This is a genomic window from Pantoea sp. USHLN298, assembly GCF_037149395.1.
In the GTDB taxonomy this organism is placed as follows: domain Bacteria; phylum Pseudomonadota; class Gammaproteobacteria; order Enterobacterales; family Enterobacteriaceae; genus Pantoea; species Pantoea astica.
In genome coordinates this window covers 143,483-164,844 of the sequence record NZ_JBBCRO010000009.1, presented here as the reverse complement: position 1 = coordinate 164,844, position 21,362 = coordinate 143,483, and the positions used below count along the sequence as shown (strand labels likewise).

The following is a 21,362-nucleotide window of genomic DNA, read 5'->3' as shown; positions in this document are numbered from 1 at the left end:
GGGGATGGCACATCCTGTGCCGCCCCGCCTTTCGCCCGCGTCCTGCGGGCTCTCCTGGCAGACTCATTCTGTTCAGCGCTGCGGATTGCCTGCCCCTGATCGGCCCCAGCCAGCTCTGAGGCTTCAGTGCGTGCTGTTAAAAAGGGCACGATAGTGGAGGCCTGAGCGCCGCTGCTGCTGAAAGGGCTATCCGCAGCGCTGAGGCGTGACGCCGGGCCAGAACTCCACGCCGGGAAGCGTGGAGAGTTCGGGGCCGGCCAGGGAAGGCCGATCCCCGAACGGTTTGTCGGCACGACGTCAAAGCCGAAGGAACCGCGCAGCGGCGCGAGGACGGCCCGGCAGCAGCAGCGGTGCTCAGGCCCGCACTCCGGCACGCTCGCCCAGACAAAAAAGCTGCCACGTCTGACCGTGACAGCCTTTGCACATTTAACCTCAACTGACGAGCATTACTGCCTGCTGGCCGCCCTTTTCACGAAAGAACCAGGCGTTATCGGGTCAGACGCGCCGTCATATGGACCTGATTCCCGCTGTAGGCTTCAGTGATGCGGTAACCGGCTCCCGCCTGTTTAGCGCTGGCTGCAATTTTCGCTTCGGCGGCGTCCAGCGTGGCAGCGGTAGCCGTTACCGTCTGGGCAAAACTGACGGTTGAAACCAGAGAAAGAACGATAACTGCAGCGATTTTTTTGATGTTTTTCATGGTGAGTTTCCCAGCGTTAAGTTGAATTGTTAAGGCAGTCTGCCTCGATGTGATGCAGATTACGCCGGACGTGAGCCGATGAAAATGCCAGAAATATGCTGAAGTAAATCAAAAAAACTGATGTTGTCCTGTTTCACCGTGATACACCAGGCGGGCCTTCAGCCAGCGGTTATCGCAGCAGACAAGTGGGCGATCGGCAAAGCCGCCGGAAGGCGGACGATAAGGGCGTCAGCCGGGGAACAAGGCTGGCGGACAGAAAGCCCGTTTACAGAGGAAGAACCGTTGGCAGCCGGTGAAATCTGCGTGGTCGTGGTTATACCTAAGGATAATAGTCTGAAGGAAAAAAGGTTCCTACAATGGGCACGACCCGTTACGCAGCGGGAGATTCGCCAGCCTCACAACGTTGACGGGGTCCCTGACGGCAACGGCTGGTCGGGCACTCAAAAACCGGCGACACCACCCCGCTATCAGGTGAATCATCCTGTTATGGAAATGCCTGAAACAGGCCTGAGCTTTATGTAAGGAAAACAGCATGCAGCTGTCGCAGCGCATTGTCGTCATTGATGATGAACGTTCTGTACGTAGTGGTTTGACCAATCTGCTCCGGTCTGAGGGCTATCTGACCGAGGCCTTCGAGTCTGCCGAATCTCTGCTGAGTGATGACGCCGCGATGGCGAATGCCGCGCTTTTTATCATTGATGTGCAGCTGAAGGGAATGAATGGGTTCGAGTTGTTTATCAACCTGACTCAACGCATTGAAAATCCACCGGGGATTATCATTTCAGGCAACGGTGATGAGAATATGCTGCGCTATGCCATTAATCTGGGGGCGATTGCCTTTTTGCCAAAACCTATCGAAATTGATACGTTGTTTGAACATATCCGACAGGAATTCTCCTCAAGGGCTGCCCGCCAATGAGTACAAATCCACAGGCACTGAACGCAGCAGAAAACGATGAATTAACCTTATCAGGCGAGAGTGTCTTCAGCCCGCTGGCGCAGGAGGGCAATATTGAGTGGGTCCGGTGCCGCCACGCCGCCACCGGTGAAACTTTTGTACTGGCGACCGCCGCCAGTGAAGAGTCCCTCTTTCAGGTCACGCAACGGCTAAAAAATGAATATGAACTGCGTGACAGACTGGCGGAAAGCTGGGCGCTAAAACCGCTGGGACACACCCTTTATCAGGGTCGCTATGCGTTGATTTATCGCGGATTCGGTTATCGCACGCTGGCCGATGTTCTCTGTCAGCCGGCGGGCACCCTGGCTGAATGTCTTCATTGCGCCGCGCGGCTTTGCAGCAGCCTGAGCCAGGCACATCAGCAGGGGCTGGTACATGGCGATATCAAGCCGGCCAACTTCTTCTTTAGCGATGAGGGTGCTGTCTTGCTGGGAGGCTTCGGGCTCTCGTCGGTGCAGAGCGATCTGCCTGAACCGGCTCAGCTGCCGGTAGCCGCAGGAACCCTGGCTTATATGTCGCCAGAGCATACATCCCGCTCTGTCCACCCGGTCAGTAGTATCAGTGATCTCTACAGTCTGGGTATTGTGCTTTATGAGTTGCTGACCGGCAGGTTGCCCTATGGCAGCCCTGAAGGCGGCCATGCTGAATGGGTGCATCATCACATTGCCTCGGAAGCCTTGCCGCCTCATACCATTCGTTCAGACGTTCCGGCGATGCTCTCCGCGCTGATTCTGAAACTGCTGGCCAAATCGCCAGAGTATCGTTATCAGACCGCTGATGGGGTACTGGCCGATCTGCGCCGCTGTGCTGCCACCCTGATGCCGGACGGATCAATCGAGTCTTTTACGCTGGGACTGCAGGATTCTTCCTCCGCGAACTTCTCCTCCGAAGCCCTCGCTACCGATCATCCGCAGGCAATCGATATCCTGTCAGCGTTTGAGGCGGTGAGTCAGAGCGGGAAACATTGTCTGGTCACCCTCAGCGGCGCCGCCGGTTCGGGGAAGTCCTCGCTGATCGCTTCATCGCTTAAACTGCTGCGTAACAAGAAAACGATGCTCAGCGTGGTGAAAGTCGATCAGCATTCGCCGATCTTACCCTATGCCGTTTTTACCGAGGCATTCAGAACGCTGACGCTGCATGTTCTGGGCCTGCCCGCCGAGGAGATGTCCCGCTGGAAAGCGCATATTTCGCGATCGCTGGGAGCCTATACCGGCCTGGCGGTAAACCTGGTGCCTGAACTGGGTATCCTGCTTAATCAGAAAGCCGCTGTTTTGCCGCACTCGAATACCCTTGATGCCAAAGACCGGTTTAATCTGGTGGCCTGCAGTCTGGTTAAAGCCTTTGCGGCACAGGGGCAGCCGCTGGTAATGCTGATCGATGACGGCCACTGGGCCGATCCTGCTTCACTCCTGCTGCTGCAGCATCTGCTGGGTCTGAATGAAGATATCCCGCTGCTGCTGGTTATCGCGCACCGGGATATCACCTCGTTACCCTGTCCGCTCATTGCGGGCAATCTGAACCAGCTGCGGGCTGCGACCACACGCATCATGGAGATGACGCCAGAACCGCTCTCGGAGAAGAGTATTGCCAGCTGGCTGGCGGGGCGATTTCATACCCGCAGTTCGGCGACGGCGGAGCTTGCGCGCGTCATTCATGAAAAAACCGGCGGTAATCCGCTCGCGACCCATGACTTCTTCCGCCAGGCGGTCCGGCAGGGATTCATTACACATCATGCGCCGTTCAGATGGACCTACGATTCAGAGGCGATAAAACACTGTCACTATACGGCGAACGTGGCGGCCAGCGTGTTGCAGCATCTCGCCTCGCTGCCGCTTGCCACCCGCAGGATGCTGGGTCAGCTCGCCTCGCTGGGCAGCACCGGTGAGCTTGAGGTCATGAGCCGGATTATCGGGGTCTCTGCTGCAGAGATAGAGCAGACACTGTTGCCCGCCGTGGCGGCCAGACTGATCACCCGTAATGAGATAGGCTATGCCTTTATGCACGACAGTATGCATGAGGCGGCGCTTAATCTGCTGCGCTATGAAGATAAGGATGCCTTCCATTACGCTGCAGCACGCTATTACCGCCAGCAATCGGAGCACGATATTACCCATGCGGTGCTTTTCCGGGCCGCTCATCACATCCTGGCGGTTAAAAATCTTACGCTGCTCAGGCAAGAGACCCGGCCGTTCTGTCAGCTATTACTCAGCGCCAGCAGACGCGCAAAAAATAGCGGCGATTACCTTTCCGCGCTGCGTTATTTGCAGACCGCCCGATCGCTTCACCACGGCGCAGGGTATGCGGAAAGCAGTGAATTTCTGCTTGAAGAAGCCGAGTGCGAATTTCTGAACGGTGATCTGCCCGCCGCGCTGGCATTGAGTACCCGCGTACAATCTTCACCGGGTGAAGCGGCGGATAAAGCCGGGGCCGCCTGTCTGATTGCTGAAATCCATATGCGTCAGTCAGACAGTAAGCTGGCGCTGGAGACGGCGCTGGCCTGGCTGGCGGTGTTTGGCATCCATCTCAACCGCCATCCGGATCAGGCGGAGTGTGATGAGGCGCGGACGAAGCTGAAGGAGGATGTGGGTAAAAATCCGTACACCCGCTTTCGCTCGCTGTCGCGGGTAGACTGTAAAAATACAGAAGCGGTAATGAATCTGCTGGCCAGCGCCAGCACCTTTGCCGCCTTCATCAACCCGCGGCTGCACTTTATGATCCTGTGCCAGCTGCTTCACCTGACGATGGCGCGCGGACTCAGTGGTGCCTCCACGCTTGCGCTCTCCTGGTATGGCGTGGTGTGCGGCGATCAATATGATGAGTACAGCCGCGGCTTTGCCAGCACGCTGCTGGCGCGGGAACTGGTCTATAAGCATGACTTTGTCAGCTTTAAAGCCCGGACGCTGCTGCCGCTTGATCAGGTCAGCATCTGGACGATGCCGCTGACCTATGCAATTGAACGGGCAAAGGCAACGTTCGACGTCGGGGTTGAAACGGGCGATCGGACGTCGGCTTGTCTGGCGCTGCGACACATCATCATGAATACCCTTGCCCGTGGCGATCATCTTGATGGGGTCCACACCTCGATTGCGCGTGGCATGCAGTTTGTCAGAAAGGCGCAGTACCGTGATGTGGAAGTGATTCTCGGCATGCAGCTGGACTATGTGCTTTTCCTGCGCAAGCCACGCAGCCCTCTCTTCACCGGTGATGACTTTCTGACGCCGGTGCTGGAAGTGGTCAGGCCCGAACAGGCTGTTGAACCCATCTACCTGATGCAGTTCTGGTCGCGGCTCTATAAAGCGATGGCCCACTTCTTCGCCAATGAATATGCGGCGGCAGACGCCTGGTTTAAACAGGCCGAACCGTTCACTGAACGTATTCCGGGGCATGTGCATATGCTCGATTATCATCTGTATAGTGCGCTTTCGCTGACCGTACCGCTTAAAACCGGGGCGATGACGGATAAGTTACGCCTGCAGCTGGAGCAGCACCTCAACAGGCTTGTGACCTGGTCAAATGAAAACAGCAAAACGTTCGCAGATAAAGAAGCCCTGCTGCGGGCGGAGTGGCTTCGTCTGGAAGGAAAAACGGCGCAGGCGTTTGAGCAGTTTGAAAAAGCGATTAATTTGTCGCGCGAAGGGCAGTTTCATCACATTAATGGGCTGACCTGTGAACTGGCTGCGCGCATGGCATATGCCAGTAACATGACGTTTGCCGGCGATGCTTATATCAAAGGGGCTATCGCCGCCTGGGACCGCTGGGGTGCCGGGGCCAAGGTTCGCCAGCTGGAGATGCAGCATCCGGCGCTTGCCAGCCATGCGACGCAGACCGCACTGAGCACCGTCTCGTTTGAGCAGAGTCCGGTCATCAGCGATCTGCAGAGCATGGTGACGGTGATGCGCGCGCTCACCGAAGAGATTAATCTGGACCGGCTGATTCACATCCTGATGATGATGCTGGTGGAACGTGCCGGTGCCCAGCACTGTATGCTGATTCGCCTGATCGATGGCAACGTACCGGAAATTCAGGCAAGAGCCTCGACCACCGTGGACGGCGTAAAAGTGAGGATTGTCCGGGAATTACCGGTCGCCACCGATCTACCTCTGTCGGTGCTGTCGGCGGTGATCCGCACCGGACAGGAGATCCGGACCGGTAAGCCCGAGGTGTTCAGCCCCTTCAGTCAGGATAACTATCTGGTTGCCTCGGGCGCAGCGGTGATGTGTGTCCCGATGTTCAGACAGGCGCAGATGGTAGGCGTGCTTTATCTGGAAAACCGCCTGATGCCGGATGTGTTTACCGCCGATCACTCCCGGATCGTATCAATGCTGGGTGCACAGGCGGCGGTATCCCTTGAGACGGCTCGCCTGTACGCCGAGCTGGTGGATGAGAATATTCAGCGCCGCAAAATTGAAAAACAGCTGCGTGCCAGCCAGACCTCGCTGATGCTGGGTGAGAAGATCAGTCATACCGGCACCTGGCACTGGCATCTTGAGCCCGATATTCAGTACATCTCCGATGAATATAAACGCATCATGGGGCTGCCAGAGTCGCAGGCGACTACCTCGATGGTTGAATTTCAGAGTCGCGTTCATCCGGATGATATTCTCTGCCTCAGGGCGCTGATTGAAACCAGCGTGCGGGAAGGAACGGTTATGCAGGCTGAGTTTCGCATCATTCGGGATGACGGAGAATGCCGGTACATCAAAGGCATCGGCGAGCCCAATGAAAACTGGCCAGAAGTGGCAGAATATTTTGGCACGCTGACGGATATCACGGCACAGCGTCAGTCGGAGGATGCGGTGCGTATTGCTCAGGCAGAATTAGCCCGCGTCGCGCGGGCAACCACCGTTGGCCAGCTTACTTCGTCCATCGCCCATGAAATTAATCAGCCGCTGATGTCCATCGTGGCGAATGCCGGCGCCAGCCAGCGCTGGCTCAGACGTGACCCGGCAAATCTGGAAAATGCCAGCAGCAGTCTGGATGAAATCATCCGGGAAGGCCGGCGGGCGGGCGATATTATTCGCGGACTGCAGGCGCTGACGCGTAATCAGGTTGCTGAGTTTGCGCCGGCAAAAATGCACCTGATTACCCGGGATATTATTGTGCTGTCGCGTCTGGAGCTGGAACGTCGTTTTGTCTCGCTGGAGCTGGATCTGGCGGCAGAAAACGATAACGTTTTCTGTGAGAGCGTTCAGATACAGCAGGTATTGCTTAACCTGGTGATTAACGCCATCGAAGCGATGGCAGATAACAGCGGCGTACGCCATCTGCGCATCGCCTCTTCCCATCCTTCCAGTCAGGTGATTCGCATTGAAGTTGCTGATAACGGCGCGGGCCTGTCCGATGCGGTGATCGGAAAAATATTCGATTCGTTTTACACCACCAAAGCGGAAGGGATGGGCATGGGGCTGACCATCAGTAATGAGATTATTAAGCGTCACGGCGGTGAGTTACGTGCAGAGAATCGTCAGGAAGGCGGGAGCCGGTTCTGGTTTACGCTGCCATTAGAAGGAAAAGAGACGACTGGCTGAGTGCCGTTCCGCTGTTTTGAGAGCAGCACAAGGCAGGGCGAGCGGAGAGGCTGACTGGCCGCGTCCGTCTGCCTGCGTCAGCCGGTATATAGCCGCCCTTATCTCGCAGGCCTGTCGCATCTCTTCATAATCAACAAAAACAGGCCAACAACGATCAGCACCACGCAGGTTTTCAGCATATTCACGGTAATTATCTCATTTAATCGCCAGCGGTCGGTCGGCAGAATGATTTATCCGCACAGCGGATCTGTGTGTTGTGCAGGCGAGAAAGCGTAAAGCCCTCGCTTATTCTGTTAATCCGTCATCCAGCAAAGGCCACCTGACGGCAGCCCTTTCTGGCAAATCCCTTTGCGACCATGATCATTTAATCAGTCGTGCGGTCATATGAACCTGATTGCCGCTGTACGCCTCGGTAATACTGTAATCCGCACCGGCCATTTTAGCCCTGGCCGCAATCTGTGCTTCTGCGCCATCCAGTGTGGAGGCGGTCGCGGTGACGGTCTGCGCGAAACTTGCTGAAGAGATGAAGGCCAGCACAGCGACTACAACGAATTTTTTGAAGTTTTTCATGGTCAGTTCCTGAAGTTGAGATTTAGAGTGTGAGGCGTTTTTCCTCGATGGAATGCATAGTAGAGTGAAGGTCTGGCAATGAAAATCCGTGTTTATTGCTTTGCTTTATCAAAAAATATGAATGATGGCTGTGTGCCATAAAGAGCCTTACGATCGGCAGGCTTTTTTGATGCGCGTGATTATGGTGTAAAGAGCGGAGGATGGGGGTAATCAGGCGCTTTATCAGGCTACGAGAGTGGCTGTGGTTTTCGTTGCAGCCGGTGCCGCTGAAAAAGTAAATCAAATCAGCATGGTACAAAGTGCGCAAAGCATAGATTATGTTAAATAATCGAGATTCCCGCACACTACCTGTCACATAACTGCCCTTTTTACCTGAACGAAAGCCGCTTCAGGAAGACCTCTTCGTTAGTTCAGCATTCCTTTAATAACTGCCGCCCTGAATGCCATTCAAAAAATTGATTCGCCTGATACTCATTTATAGAAACAGCAGTTTTAATTGTTGTTGCCAATTCAGGATTAATGGTTCCTTGAGTATTATATTAGTTAACATAGTTAACATAGTTAACATAGTTAACACAAAAATATCTTGTCTTCCAATATGGGAATCCGGGTTAGCAATAAACTTCATTTTTATCTTTTATAAACGCCTTTGGTAAATTTTAGCGTGCTAAACAGAAGTAATCGGGTTGTTTGTTTTTAATAAATTTACCAGACAATAATTACGCAATGTTTTATGATTGCGATCACACCGCTATCCGTATGAAAACCGGGTGGTGCTGTGGTTTTGGCTTCAAAGGGAGTTTATTATGAATGGACATTTAATACAGGTGAATTAATGGAGATTAACACCCAGCCGCTATTGTTAGCTGTAGCGATTATTGTTGCGTTAACTAATCAGGCCACAGCAGCCTATACGCCGTTAGTTAATGCCGGGACGACGGTAAATAATGAAGTTATTGCAGGGAGTGATAACGCTCAGCAAGTTGTTAACGGCATTGCGAATAATACTACCATTAATTCTGGTAGCCAGTATATTTTCGGTGTCGCTAATAATACAACTCTCCTTGGTGGCACGCAGTATATTATTTATGGCGGTGAATCTAATGTTGTTACCATGTCTGGCGGCGCACTGCTGGTCAACGGCGCCACGAACGACGTAACGGCAACAGCAGGAATATTATCGATAAACTCAGGGCTTAACGGCACAGTGGATTCGGCGACGGGCGGCAGCATGAATCGTACTGTTCTGAGCGGCAGCGCATTTCTGGAAAACCGTTTTGGTATCGACACGGACACGATTGTCAATTCAGGTGGCATACTGCAGACAGGCTCAAATCTGGATAACGACTGGATTGATACCGCGATATCTAATAATACGGTGATCAATGAAGGCGGCCTGCAGACGGTTGATAATCACGGAACGAGCAATAACTCAATCGTTAATAAAGGCGGAACATTACAGATTCTGTATTTCCTTCATAACAAAACGGAAACCGATAAATCGGGATTACAGTATGGAACGGCCAATAACACGACTGTTTATGGCGAAATGCAAAACAACGGGGGTATTGATAATAACACCCTTGTTAAGGCCGGAGCCTCTTTCACACTGACCGGTAGCACGGAGGATGGACAGCAAGCCCTATCCAACAATGCCATATTAGAAGACGGCGTGACATCGGCCATTAATGATAATGGCCAGGCTAATAACTGGACGGTGAGTGGCGCGACAGTCACGCTTAATGATGATACATCCACCATCAGTGACAGTACCTTTAATAGTGGTAATTTACTGATTAATAAAGGAAATGCTGTTAACACTGTTTTGAATAACGGCCAGATGAGCAATGCCGGCGGTATTGACAGCAATACCGTGATCCAGGGAGGCCAGTATACTCTCGGCGGCACTGAGGCCGCTACAGCAACTGACCTGCTAATCCAAAACGGCGCCAGCGCTATTATCAACTCTGGCACTTTAACGAATGCCACGATTAATGGCACCCTCTCCGTTAATCCGAACGCAGCAAGAACAGACACGACCTCCACGCTTCAGGGTAACATTGCCGTCAATGACGGTGGTCAGTTAACGTTAGTGGGCGGTGCTGATACGCGGGATGCCGATCTCACGTTGTCGGGTACCGGGAATCTGCATCTTTCGGACGGGACAACAGGCACCAGCGCTTACGCATTTGCCTTAGGTGCTGTGACGATGAACGGCGGCAGCATTTATTTTGATCCTGCTGCAGGCGAAGCCTCACAAGCACAATACTCATCACTGACTCTCAATAGCCTGAATGGATCGGGCGCCTTTTACATGAACAGTGATTTATCCAGCGTAAAGGGCAATTTTCTGACGGTCACCGGTGAAGCTGACGGTAATTTCGACCTCTATATTGCTGATACCGGTACCAGCCCTGCGTCAGCGTCCGCTTTGCAGGTCATTCAGACCGGCGGAGGAGATGCGGACTTTACTCTGGCTAATAATGGTCATGTTGTTGATGTCGGGACTTACCAGTATTACTTAATCGCAGAGGGTAACGGCAGCTGGGCGCTCTCTCCACAGGCGCAGACGCAACCTGACCCGACCGTTGAGCCTGCCACAGATCCTGTTCCGGATGCGGAATCCGATCCTCAACCTGCAACGGAGACGCCGGCAGCAGAGCCTGCACCTGCACCTGCACCTGCACCTGCAGCGGGAGCAGATGAGCCTGCCGCAGAACCGACTCCCGCAGCGGGAGCAGATCAGCCTGCCACAGAACCGGCTCCCGCGGCGTCGGTCGATGAGCCTGTGGCCGATCCTATTCCGGCCACCACTCCAGATGAGCCCGCACCGACAACGGAACCGGTTTCGGAAAATCCAGCCGTATCGCCGGTCTCGCCTTCCATCGCGCCGACAATTACTCCGAGCACTGCTGCGGTGCTGTCAATGGCGACCGTTGATCCGCTGATCTTCCAGTCAGAACTGAGTGCTGTCCGCAGTCGCCTGGATCAGGCGCGTGTATTGAGTCACGACACGAACGTATGGGGACATTTTACCACCAGCCGTTATAACCTGAGTAGCTCTGCTGGCGCTGGTTACGACATGGATGTAAACGGCGTAACAATAGGCGCGGATAAGGCTGAGCAGTTAGCTGAAGGCATTTTCTCGCAGGGTCTGTTTTTTACCTACAGCCATTCTAAGGTTGATTTTGATCGGGGCGGGAATGGTAAGGTTGATTCTTATTCAGCAGGCGCATATGCCAGTTACCTTGATGATTCAGGCCTCTATTTTGATGGCGTGTTGAAAATAAACCGTTTCAGACATGACATTAATGCCCGAATGACAAGCGGTACGGTAGCGGAAGGTTCTTACACCACGACAGGGATAGGAACAAACCTGCAGGCAGGTAAATATTTTCATCTCGGTCCCTTTTATATCGCGCCTTATGCCTCGGTGATGGGTTTCACCAGTACCTCCCAGGATTATGCCCTCTCCAATGGGATGAAAGCGCATTCCGGTGCTCAGCATTCAGTCATCGGTGAAGCTGGTGTTAATCTGGGGCATGAGTTTTTAATTCAGGGTGCGCAGATTCAGCCTTATCTCAAGCTGGCTGTTGCTCAGGAGTTTATTGATGATAATGAAGTCCGGGTGAATGACGATCGTTTTACCAATGATGTCAGCGGCACCCGCGGTGTGTACCAGTTGGGGGTTAATGCGAAATTAACCGACCGGCTTAGCGTTCATACTGATGCAGGCTATACCCAGGGAGACCGGATAGAATCACCCTGGACTGCAAACCTGGGAATGTCCTGGTCCTTCTGACGGATATATTTCTTTTTCGGGGGCGTTCGCCCCTTTTTTCTTTCACTATTCAACGTGAATTGAAACGGGTGGCGATTGGGTAGTTATTCGCGGATTTTCGGGCTATACGAGGATAAGAGAGGTAACAGATAAATCAGCGAGTTTCAGCCTGAAACTCGCTGATTATTAACGGAGCGAGGGCGTATCTCAGGGATGAGTAACCGTTTCCGGCATCGCTGAAGAGTGATGCGTTGAGATTTTCCAGTCCTTACCGTCCCAGACATAGGTAAAGGTATAGCGCGCCGTTACATTGCTATTGTCTTTAAAGGTGAAGGTATAAACACCGGTATCAATCGCTTTATTACAACCAATTCTGATGGTGCGCGAATCAATTTTACCCTGTGGTCCTTTTTTCAGGAAGTCATTGAAGTAACTAATGCGTTCCTGATCGGTCAGTCTGACCTGATTAGAGAGCGTTGGCAGCAGTACAGCATCGCTGACATATAAATCTGAAACTTTCTTCGAATCACCGGTTGCCAGCGAATCATTCCATTTAGTAAACAGACTCGCTACATCCTGTTCTGAGGCTTTAATACAGTTTACCGGTTCAGCGGCTAAGGTGACTTTCGGCAGACAAAACAGACCTAAAAGACAGAGTGACAATAAACTTTTTTTCATTTTCAGTAAAACCTCGATTAAGAATAAACGTCAATGGATGCTGATATAATGAATAAAGGATACCTGTCGGCATGCTTATGCAACACTTAAATCTGTGATATTCCAATATTTAGATTTTTATTCCTGGTTTATTCAGAATTTAGATTTAAATGCTGATTTGAGAGGTGATGATTACGCCAGCAACATGACATAACCTGTTGTGGGTCACGCTACCGACTATCGACACCTGTCCGGGCTCATTATCAATTGATAACAGGCAGCTCAGTTTAAACATTGAAGTTAATCTTATTACGAACGATGGATAATTAAAAATTATAAATTTTATGAATTAAATTTTCATTCCCGATTGGATTTTACAGATGGGAGGCTGACAAAAAAACATCATTATTCATCGGAGTCTTAATTGTTTTTTTAAGTTAAGCCTGTCTGTTTGCCAGATAAGGTTATTAATCTTAGATAAAGCATTATCCGGCACGCGTCCGACTGGCAATATCAGCGGTATTGAGTGCGGGCCATTTAGCAGTGGGCATCGCCCGCTCTTTCCCTCAGCGATAACCACTAACGATCAAAGAACGCTGTCCTTTGATCTTCTGGCTTCGTATAATTGTACTTATACGAAGCCAGAGAAGTAGCCTGGTCATACGATTAGGCCAGGCAAGCACAAAACGCAGTTCAAAAATGGCAACGCTACGTCAATTCTGACTTCAGTTCAGGGGTATGGCACACCAGAATTCACGTAGCGCGATCAATCGCAACGCAGAACAAAAGATGAGCAGAGATGACAAAGTTAACTCAGCTGGCAAACGTCAGTACGTCGGGTCATGCCGACATCACGGCGCAGCTACAACAGTTTGTTCAGGACAAAGAGGCCTTTTCGCCGAATACCTGGCGGCAACTGCTTAGCGTGATGCGTATCTGTAGCCAGTGGGCGGAAAAACATCAGCGTAGTTTTTTGCCGATGGCTTCAGATGACCTGCGCGATTATCTGTCATTCCTGGCAGAGAGCGGCCGGGCCTCATCCACCGTTAATTCACACGCTGCCCTGATCTCGATGTTACACCGTAACGCAGGATTGCCTGCGCCCAATCATTCGCCGGTGGTTTTTCGCGCGGTGAAGAAAATAAATCGTGTTGCGGTGATGAAGGGAGAACGAGCCGGTCAGGCCGTACCGTTCAGGCTCGACGATCTGCTGAAACTGGATCATCACTGGCGTTGTTCAGTCCGTTTACAGCAGCTACGTGATTTGGCGTTTTTGCATGTGGCTTATGCCACTTTGTTGCGTATCAGTGAGCTGGCGCGCCTGCGGATTCGGGATGTGGCCTGCGCCGCGGATGGCCGCATCATTCTTGATGTTGGCTGGACAAAAACCGTGGTGCAGACAGGCGGTCTGGTGAAAGCGCTGAGCTCCCACTCAACGCAGCGGCTTAACGCATGGATTCAGGCATCAGGACTGGCCAGTCAGCCAGATGCTTTCCTGTTTAGCGCCGTGCACCGCTCTGGTCAGGTAATCGCTGCGGAGAGTCCGCTGAGTACGCGTGCACTGGAGCAGATTTTCTCACGAGCCTGGACCGTTGCGGGCCAGCGCGATCCGGTAAAGCCTAATAAAAACCGCTACACCGGCTGGAGTGGACACAGTGCGCGTGTCGGCGCAGCGCAGGATATGGCCGCAAAGGGGTACTCTATCGCCCAGATCATGCAGGAAGGAACCTGGAAAAAACCGGAGACCCTGATGCGCTATATCCGCCACCTCGATGCCCATAAAGGTGCCATGGTGGATCTCATGGAACAGCCGTCAGACTGACGCCTTAACGTTTCTGGTGCTGCTATCGCTGATAGTTATCCACAGAAAAAGTGGACAGCCTGTGTGTAAGCCGGTACTGGCGGAGCCTATATGATTAACAAATAAGGGATAACGGGCGCTTTCCGCTACGGCTGAAAATCCATTCATATTACGCGGATGTCAGCGGTGATCGGTGACGTGCGCAGAGAGTCACCCAGACCAGATTGCGTGCCGTAACAGTGTCATAAAGACCCTGTCACAGAGGATGACTAAAGCGCTGCAGGCTGGCCCGTTTGCGGTTAAGTACGCGATTCCTTCTTTACAGCGACCACTACCTTTCCTTTCGCATGTCCCTGCTGCAAATGCTCCAGCGCCGCCGCCGCCTTTTCGAACGGGAACACGCTATCGATAACGGGCCTGATGCGACCCGTCTCAATATAGTGACTTATCTGGCTGAGTTGCTGGCCATCAGGCCGGACAAAAAGAAACGAGTAATCGACGCCGCGTTTTTTCGCCAGCCGTTTAATCCTGCGGCTAAGCCATCCTGCAATCGCCGTAATCATTACGTTCAATCGTCGGGCACGAGCAAAGCTGACATCTAAGGGACCCACCAGAGACACAATCTTCCCGCCAGCCCTGAGAATATCCGGATACTTTTCGATTTCGTCTCCTTTTAGCGTAGCCAGCACCGCATCATAATCCTGCAAAATCGACTCAAACCGCTCTTTTGTGTAGTCCACGACCACATCCGCGCCGAGCCGTGTCACCCACTCAACATTAGCGCTGCTGGTCGTGGTGGCAACCGTAACACCCGACTGGTTAGCCAGCTGAATAGCAAACGAACCGATACCGCCCGCACCGGCAGGGATAAAAACTTTCTGGCCCGGTTGCAGGCCGGCACGTTCGAACAACGCCTGCCAGGCGGTCAGGCTCACCATCGGCAGCGATGCAGCCTGAATAAAATCGAGGTTAACCGGCTTTAGTGCGGCCGCACTCTCATTCACCAGGGTAAATTCAGCCAGAGAGCCGTAGTCGCTATCAAAAGTGCTGGCAAACACCTCATCGCCAGGCTTAAAGCGTGTTACTTCACTGCCTGTCGCAACCACAATACCCGCAAGATCGCTGCCGATAACGGCTGGCAAGGTTAATGGCAGAACCGGCTTAAAGATGCCGGTGGGGATCAGGTTATCGATGGGATTAAGGCCGGCCGCATAGACCTCAACCAGCAATTGGTGTGCATTCGGCTCAGGTAAGGTAACGGGCTGAAAACCAGACTGCGGAGACTTGCCATAGCGTTGAAGTGTAAACGCGCGGTTGTTGCTATTGTCCATCGGCTTTGTGCCCTTTAGGTTTGATGGTGTCCAGCTGAAGACTATTCCGTACTGCTTTATCAAGCACGCTTGCAGGGGCGAAACGGCGCAATAAGGCCAGTCTGGTGGCCAGTTTGCCCGCGGTATAGCGCAGCCTGGGTCGGGTACTTTGCGCCGCCTGGACAATCACCTCAGCCACGATTTCAGGTTCATCTGCTTTCGCCATCGCCTGACTGACAATATCGGTCAATCTGCTGCGTATCGGCGCAAATTCTTCCCGGGGAAGATCCGGTAGCTGACTGTTGTTTTCAAAATCGGTTCGGGTATAGGCGGGCTCGATAACGGATACCCTTATTCCGTAGGTACGCAGTTCATGGTCCAGCGATTCGGAGTAACCTTCAACGGCATGCTTACTGGCAGCATAAAGCGCAACATAGGGCAGCGGCACGATCCCGATGACAGAACCGATATTGATGATGCGACCCTTACCCTGGCGGCGCATCTGAGGCAGCACGGCAACCACCATTCGCACCATACCGAGGAAGTTGGTATCGAAGATATGCTTTGCCTGGTCGATTGAAGACTCTTCTGCAGCTGCCGGCGCGATGCCATATCCGGCGTTATTTACCAGCAGGTCGATGCGCCCTTCGCGCTGCAATAGTTCTCTGACTACAGCAGTCACTGAATCATCCTCTGTCACATCCAGCGTCAGTAAGGGGAAACCCGGATCTCCCGCCTGACTGCCGCGCCGGCTGGTGCCATAAACCCGATAGCCTGCAGCGATGAGTTTGTTCGCGGTGACCCTGCCAATACCGGACGATGCGCCGGTAACCAGCGCGATAGGTTTAACAGTCATAGTGGCACCCTTAATGTTGTCTTCAGTGGTCAATGTCAGCAGGCTGGCAGAGGATTAATGATGATGATCATAATCTATAATGTCAATCGCTTTGATTACGATCATCATAAATGTATGATGGCGCCAACATGAACGGGAGGTGGCCAGCAATGAAAGTGTCGAAACAGCAGGTGCAGGAGAATCGGGCGCATATCGTCAAAACCGCGTCGGAACTGTTCCGGGCCAGGGGATATGACGGCATTGGTGTGGCAGAACTGATGTCAGCAGCAGGATTCACCCACGGTGGTTTCTATAAACACTTTCAGTCAAAAGCCGATCTGATGGCGGAGGCGGTGAGCTGTGGATTTTCATCCGCAGCTGCGCAAATTGAAGGGGCGGATAAGGCCGGGATTATCACGGATTACCTGTCACGCCGTCATCGTGATGCAATGGCAACCGGCTGCATGATGGCGGCACTGGGCGCGGATACGGCTCGCCAGCCGGACGAGGTCAAACACGCCTTCGCGGCCGGGCTTGAAAAACAGCTGGCGGCGTTAACCCCGGAAAGCGATTCAACAGCAGCAGACCGGGCGGAGTTAATCAATACTATCGCCCGGATGGTGGGCGCCATGGTGCTGTCACGCGCCTGTCCGGATAACGATCCGCTGGCGGATGAAATCCTTGAGGTATGCCGTAAGGGCATTCTCGATCGGCCGTGAGGAGCCCCGGATCAGCTCCGCCGCCGGCGCCTGTTCATCGCCACCGGCGGCGGAATCAAACCGCATTACTGCGCGAAGCTATCCTGTTTAGCACAACCGCTGCAGCTACCACTGCAACCCGAACCGCTGGTGACGACAGGCAGCGTGAGCGGATTTTGTTTCATCCGGGAACCCGATTTGCGCATCGCCAGTAAAATCAACGCGTTCAGTGCGATAACGCTAATCAGACAGGTGGTGCTGAAGGCGGGATGTTCGGCAAAGGTCACGCTCTGATAAAACAACGTTGCGGTGGTGAAGGCGATGTTAAGCCCCCAGAAGAAGGAGAACAGCATCCAGTTGCGACCGGCTTCGCGCGCGATAGCGCCCATCACCGACACGCACGGGACATACAGCAGCACAAAGATCAGGTAGCTGTAGGCCGCAATGCCGCTGCCAAATTTGGCTGACATCACGCTCATCTGACTTGCCGCCATTTCGCCATCGCCTTTGCTGGCATCGATAGGATGGGCCAGTGCATCCAGGCTTAACGCGGCAGTCAGGCCAGTCCAGGTCTCGGTGACCGAATCCTTCAGCTCGCTCAGCAGATTAAACTGCTGAGGATTAAAGTCACCGTTCTGAATCGCCTCACTGGTATAAAGACTGTTCAGTGTACCGACCACCACCTCTTTCGCCATGATGCCGCTAACCAATCCCACCGTTGCCTGCCAGTTATCCTGAGTGACGCCAATAGGTTGTAAAACCGGGGTGATCGCTTTGCTGGTGGTGGCCAGCGCAGAATGGTTGATATCCTCGACCGGCTGACCATTGAACGAGAAGCTGGTCAGCAAACCAATCAGCATACTGACAAGGATAATGACCCGTCCGGCACGCACCACAAACATTTTCAGCCGCTGCCAGGTCTGGATCAGCAGGCTCTTCAGATGAGGTCGATGATAAACCGGCAACTCCATAATAAAGGGCGAGGCTTCACCGCCCAGCAAGGTATGTTTCAGTATTAATCCGGTGACGATCGCCACCAGAATACCGAGCAGATAGAGTGAAAAAACCAGGCTGGAACCGTGCGTGCTGAAGAACGTGGCGGCAAAAACGGCGAAGATGGCCAGCCGTGCGCCACAGGACATAAAGGGTGAGATTAAAACCGTGAGCAGTCGCTCACGCGGCGTGTCCAGGGTTCTGGCGCCCATCACCGAAGGAACATTGCAGCCGAATCCGACAATCAGCGGGACAAAGGATTTACCCGGCAGTCCCAGTGACTGCATCAGACGATCCATCACAAAGGCGGCGCGAGCCATATAACCGGAATCTTCCAGAAAAGAGAGGAACAGAAACATCAGGCCAATCTGTGGAATGATCGGCAGCACGGTATTGATACCTGCCCCAACGCCCTGCGCCAGAAAGACGGTGAGCCAGGCGGGGAAATGGCAGACATAGCCCAGCCACTGCGCGCCATGAATAAACAGGGCGACCGAACTGCTATCAAACAGCGGCTGTAATGCCGCCCCGATATTAATCGACAGCACGAACATCACGTACATCACCGCCAGAAAGATCGGGATACCCAGCCAGCGGTTCAGCACAACCTTATCGATCTGGCTGGTCAGACTGCCGGGCGCGGCATGATGAATGTTACTGACAGCACCACACAGGGCATGAATTGCGCGATAACGATAATCGGCAATCGTCACGCCGGTATCACCACCGGCCTGTTGAATGATTTCGGCCAGATGCGGCACCAGCGTCGGACAGAGCTGCTGGCTGTTGATATCCCCTTCCAGTAACTGCAGCGCCAGCCAGTAACGTTTCTGAGGATGTATCGATGCGGGCATCAGTTCGCACAATTGATGAATAGCCGTTTCAATGTTCGCCGGATAGCGCACCCGTTCAGGCGAAGAATAGCGGTGCGGATTGTCGATCAGCGCTTTAAGCTGGGCCAGCCCTTCACCCCGGGTTGACGTCAGCGAGACCACCGGACAGCCCAGCCGGACAGACAGTGCCTCGATATCAATACTGATATTCTGACTGGCGGCGATATCCTGCATATTCAGGGCGACAATGCAGGGCACGCCCAGCTCCAGAAGCTGGAACGTCAGGAACAGATTGCTTTCCAGATTCGACGCATCGACCACGTTAATCACTAAATCGGCGTGGTCGTGATAGAGATACTGGCAGGCGATACTCTCATCGATGGAGCTTTCCGCCGACAGCGTGGTGAGGGAACGGGTGCCAGGCAGATCGACCAGCCGGACATCTGACTGAGCGGTAAAAAATTGCCCTTCTTTGCGCTCGACGGTCACGCCCGCCCAGTTACCGACCCGCTGGCGTGCGCCGGTCAGCTGGTTGAATAAGGTGGTCTTGCCGGTATTCGGATTCCCGATCAGCCCGATAGTGATATTTTTCATGAGGCTATCTCCTCCAGGATGATGGCGTCGAGGTCACGCTGCCGCACAGCCAGACTGACGCGCCGGGTACGGATCTGTACCGGATCGCCCATCGGCGCAACGCGGATAATCTCAATGATGGCACCCGGGAGCATGCCCATGGTGAGCAATTTCTGACGCCAGGCGGGGTTCACTGCGGGCTGATAGCCGAGGATACGGTAGGTGCTATGCATGTTCATCGCCATATGACCATCTGATTGGGGGTAAGTGGCAGTGATTATATAAATGATAAGCATTCCCGATTTTGATCTGACATCGGGCGACCCTGAATAATGTCAGGAAACGTCAACCTGAGCTCAACGATTTACAGATTCTGGCCACACCTCACCCGCTCGCGACTGCCAGCAAACGGTGATGCGCGGAAAGGCGGATTCACGCCTCTTTCCTGACAGACCTGACGGCCTTACCGCGACAGCTGGCTATCCACTAAGTCCATCGCCCCGGTGAGCTGATTTTATGGCGCAGGCGACATGAAATCAGAGATTTCCGGGGGCTTGCGGTTGGCTGCCGATCAGGCAGTTAACCGTTAGCGACTTAGTTACATCATTCAATAAAGCGATAATACACATCGGGCCTTCGGCCCGGCGGCGCGCCTGTTCAGGAGGTCATTGCGGGCGCGTGTTTGAAGCTGGCACGATAACGGTAGTCTGGGCCAGCTTCTTAATTACAGCGCGCAGCGGACAGAGTCAGGAGGGGCTTAACGGTAAATGCCGGGCACCGTCATCAACAGAACATAAAAAGGATGATGTAACTAATTGGTGAATTGATGAGCTAATCTTGCCCGGCGGACAGCCGACCAGAGTAGCATTCTGAGGGACCCCTGACAGCAATTTAGCCAGACAATGCCCCTGCCTGGCCTGTGTCTCGGAAAACCTTTAGTCCCGGAGGAAGCCCCCTGTTATTGCTGTTTCAGCCAGAAGCCATCCTTCTGTTGTTCAATCTCCATGCCAGCGGTCTGCTTCACCAGATCGACCAGCCGAAAAAACTCATCACCAGAGATATCCCAGTTCAGCTGGATGCGGGAATGGCTCCCCTGCTCCAGCAGCCTGACGGCCTCCTGGAAGGAAGTGACGCTGATGGTCCGATCGGGATTCTGAGTGTGCATATCTGTCCTTAACCTTTAGCGATAACGCGCAAAATCGGTTTCCGCATCACATGGGCTGTTCGCCCGCCGTATCTGCCTGAGGTTACCCTCAGCATGACGAACCGACAGACATCAGCGAACAGAAGTGTCTGAAATCACTTTCTGAAGCAAGAGACGCAGATTCCAGTCTGGCTGACAGCGTCTGAGGTGTTAACCGCAGCGCTAAGCGAGCGCTATTTTAAGGAGATACGTAAAGAAATGATGCTGGCAGAAATCTTAAAACCCGCGGGTCATCAATGCCCCCGCGTCGCCGGAACCGCATGGTGAAAGGCAGGCTGGCGTGCTGAATAAGTCAGCAGACCGAGACGTGATGACTCGTCAGCAAGGCTGCGCGTCAGGATCATAAAATGCGGCAAGATTCGCTGATAAAAAGAACAGCCAGGCGAATGGATATGTGTAGCAAAAATGATCTGGCTGTTGAACAACGGTGAGGCGCAGACACATTTTTCACCCTCAATCAGATTCATACCGGGTACAGCTTATTGCCGGCAAACCCTTTCGTGCTGCGGCCGTTAAGTAAATCCTTTTTCAAATCAACAATGACTGAGATCAACTCACGGAGCCTAAAAACAATTAAAACCGGACCATTACGGACCGGTTTAATTAGCAGATGTGAAAATGCGCAGTACCGATAATACCGGTCGTCATTAACAAAAAATCAGGGAATCACAATGAACGTCTCAGTATCAGGCAAGAAAACAGCAGGCATCATCTTTCTTCTCACTACGGCGATGATGGTTTCTGCCTGTTCAGGCAATTACGTTATCTCGACACGCGATGGACATATGATTCCTACGCACGGAAAACCGGCCAAAGACAAAGAGACCGGCCTGATATCTTATAAAGATAGCGACGGAAATACACATCAGCTGCAGCAGCAGGATGTGAAAGAGATTGTTGAAAAATAGGTCATTATTCACTTAA

At 53.1% G+C, this 21,362-nt stretch carries 14 protein-coding genes; 6 read left to right on the top strand and 8 right to left on the bottom strand.

Translation table 11 applies throughout. The features are described from left to right. Window positions 1-487: 487 nt before the first annotated feature. On the bottom strand, window positions 488-697 hold the full coding sequence (locus tag WFK59_RS21070) for a YdgH/BhsA/McbA-like domain containing protein (RefSeq protein WP_233988911.1): 210 nt from the start codon (window positions 695-697) through the stop codon (window positions 488-490). A 532-nt stretch (window positions 698-1,229) separates the two neighbouring features. On the opposite strand from WFK59_RS21070, the gene WFK59_RS21065 reads away from it, so the two are divergent. Together WFK59_RS21065 and WFK59_RS21060 are read left to right on the top strand one after the other, a co-directional pair. Continuing rightward, the gene (locus WFK59_RS21065) at window positions 1,230-1,616 is read left to right on the top strand and encodes a response regulator (protein WP_233988910.1); all 387 of its coding nucleotides are present in this window, start codon (window positions 1,230-1,232) and stop codon (window positions 1,614-1,616) included. Next, window positions 1,613-7,183 carry an ATP-binding sensor histidine kinase gene (locus WFK59_RS21060; protein ID WP_336757205.1) on the top strand — a complete coding sequence of 1,857 codons (5,571 nt, stop codon included), beginning with the start codon at window positions 1,613-1,615 and terminating at the stop codon, window positions 7,181-7,183. The genes WFK59_RS21065 and WFK59_RS21060 overlap by 4 nt, the downstream gene beginning before the upstream one ends. Window positions 7,184-7,543: 360 nt before the next feature. Here the strand turns inward: WFK59_RS21060 and WFK59_RS21055 are convergent, their stop codons facing one another. Further along, on the bottom strand, window positions 7,544-7,753 hold the full coding sequence (locus WFK59_RS21055; protein ID WP_031377939.1) for a DUF1471 domain-containing protein: 210 nt from the start codon (window positions 7,751-7,753) through the stop codon (window positions 7,544-7,546). 778 nt (window positions 7,754-8,531) lie between these two features. Here WFK59_RS21055 and WFK59_RS21050 point away from each other — a divergent pair. After that, entirely contained in the window at window positions 8,532-11,555 is a 3,024-nt protein-coding gene (locus WFK59_RS21050) for an autotransporter outer membrane beta-barrel domain-containing protein (RefSeq protein ID WP_336757204.1), read from the top strand. Between the two features lie 186 nt (window positions 11,556-11,741). On the opposite strand, the gene WFK59_RS21045 is transcribed toward WFK59_RS21050, so the two are convergent. Further along, window positions 11,742-12,212, bottom strand: coding sequence for an SgcJ/EcaC family oxidoreductase (locus WFK59_RS21045; RefSeq protein ID WP_336757202.1), 471 nt, complete (start codon window positions 12,210-12,212; stop codon window positions 11,742-11,744). Between the two features lie 778 nt (window positions 12,213-12,990). Here WFK59_RS21045 and WFK59_RS21040 point away from each other — a divergent pair. Further along, window positions 12,991-14,013, top strand: coding sequence for a tyrosine-type recombinase/integrase (locus WFK59_RS21040; RefSeq protein ID WP_233988906.1), 1,023 nt, complete (start codon window positions 12,991-12,993; stop codon window positions 14,011-14,013). Between the two features lie 278 nt (window positions 14,014-14,291). On the opposite strand, the gene WFK59_RS21035 is transcribed toward WFK59_RS21040, so the two are convergent. Next, window positions 14,292-15,323: an NADP-dependent oxidoreductase gene (locus WFK59_RS21035; protein ID WP_336757200.1), complete on the bottom strand. Its 1,032-nt coding sequence runs from the start codon at window positions 15,321-15,323 to the stop codon at window positions 14,292-14,294. Then, the gene (locus tag WFK59_RS21030) at window positions 15,313-16,158 is read right to left on the bottom strand and encodes an oxidoreductase (protein WP_336757198.1); all 846 of its coding nucleotides are present in this window, start codon (window positions 16,156-16,158) and stop codon (window positions 15,313-15,315) included. The genes WFK59_RS21035 and WFK59_RS21030 overlap by 11 nt, the downstream gene beginning before the upstream one ends. Before the next feature lie 149 nt (window positions 16,159-16,307). On the opposite strand from WFK59_RS21030, the gene WFK59_RS21025 reads away from it, so the two are divergent. After that, window positions 16,308-16,856: a TetR/AcrR family transcriptional regulator gene (locus tag WFK59_RS21025; RefSeq protein WP_336757196.1), complete on the top strand. Its 549-nt coding sequence runs from the start codon at window positions 16,308-16,310 to the stop codon at window positions 16,854-16,856. 65 nt (window positions 16,857-16,921) lie between these two features. Here the strand turns inward: WFK59_RS21025 and feoB are convergent, their stop codons facing one another. The 3 genes from feoB to WFK59_RS21010 form a co-directional block, all read right to left on the bottom strand. Further along, complete coding sequence (feoB, locus tag WFK59_RS21020; protein ID WP_336757194.1) at window positions 16,922-19,255, bottom strand: Fe(2+) transporter permease subunit FeoB; 2,334 nt, start codon at window positions 19,253-19,255, stop codon at window positions 16,922-16,924. Beyond that, the gene (gene feoA / locus WFK59_RS21015; RefSeq protein ID WP_233988901.1) at window positions 19,252-19,479 is read right to left on the bottom strand and encodes a ferrous iron transporter A; all 228 of its coding nucleotides are present in this window, start codon (window positions 19,477-19,479) and stop codon (window positions 19,252-19,254) included. Before feoA ends, feoB begins: the two co-directional genes overlap by 4 nt. Window positions 19,480-20,192: 713 nt before the next feature. Continuing rightward, window positions 20,193-20,399, bottom strand: a complete 207-nt coding sequence (locus tag WFK59_RS21010) for a hypothetical protein (RefSeq protein ID WP_336757193.1) — start codon at window positions 20,397-20,399, stop codon at window positions 20,193-20,195. Window positions 20,400-21,109: 710 nt separating this feature from the next. Here WFK59_RS21010 and WFK59_RS21005 point away from each other — a divergent pair. Then, window positions 21,110-21,346, top strand: coding sequence for a YgdI/YgdR family lipoprotein (locus WFK59_RS21005; protein ID WP_336757192.1), 237 nt, complete (start codon window positions 21,110-21,112; stop codon window positions 21,344-21,346). Window positions 21,347-21,362 lie beyond the last annotated feature (16 nt).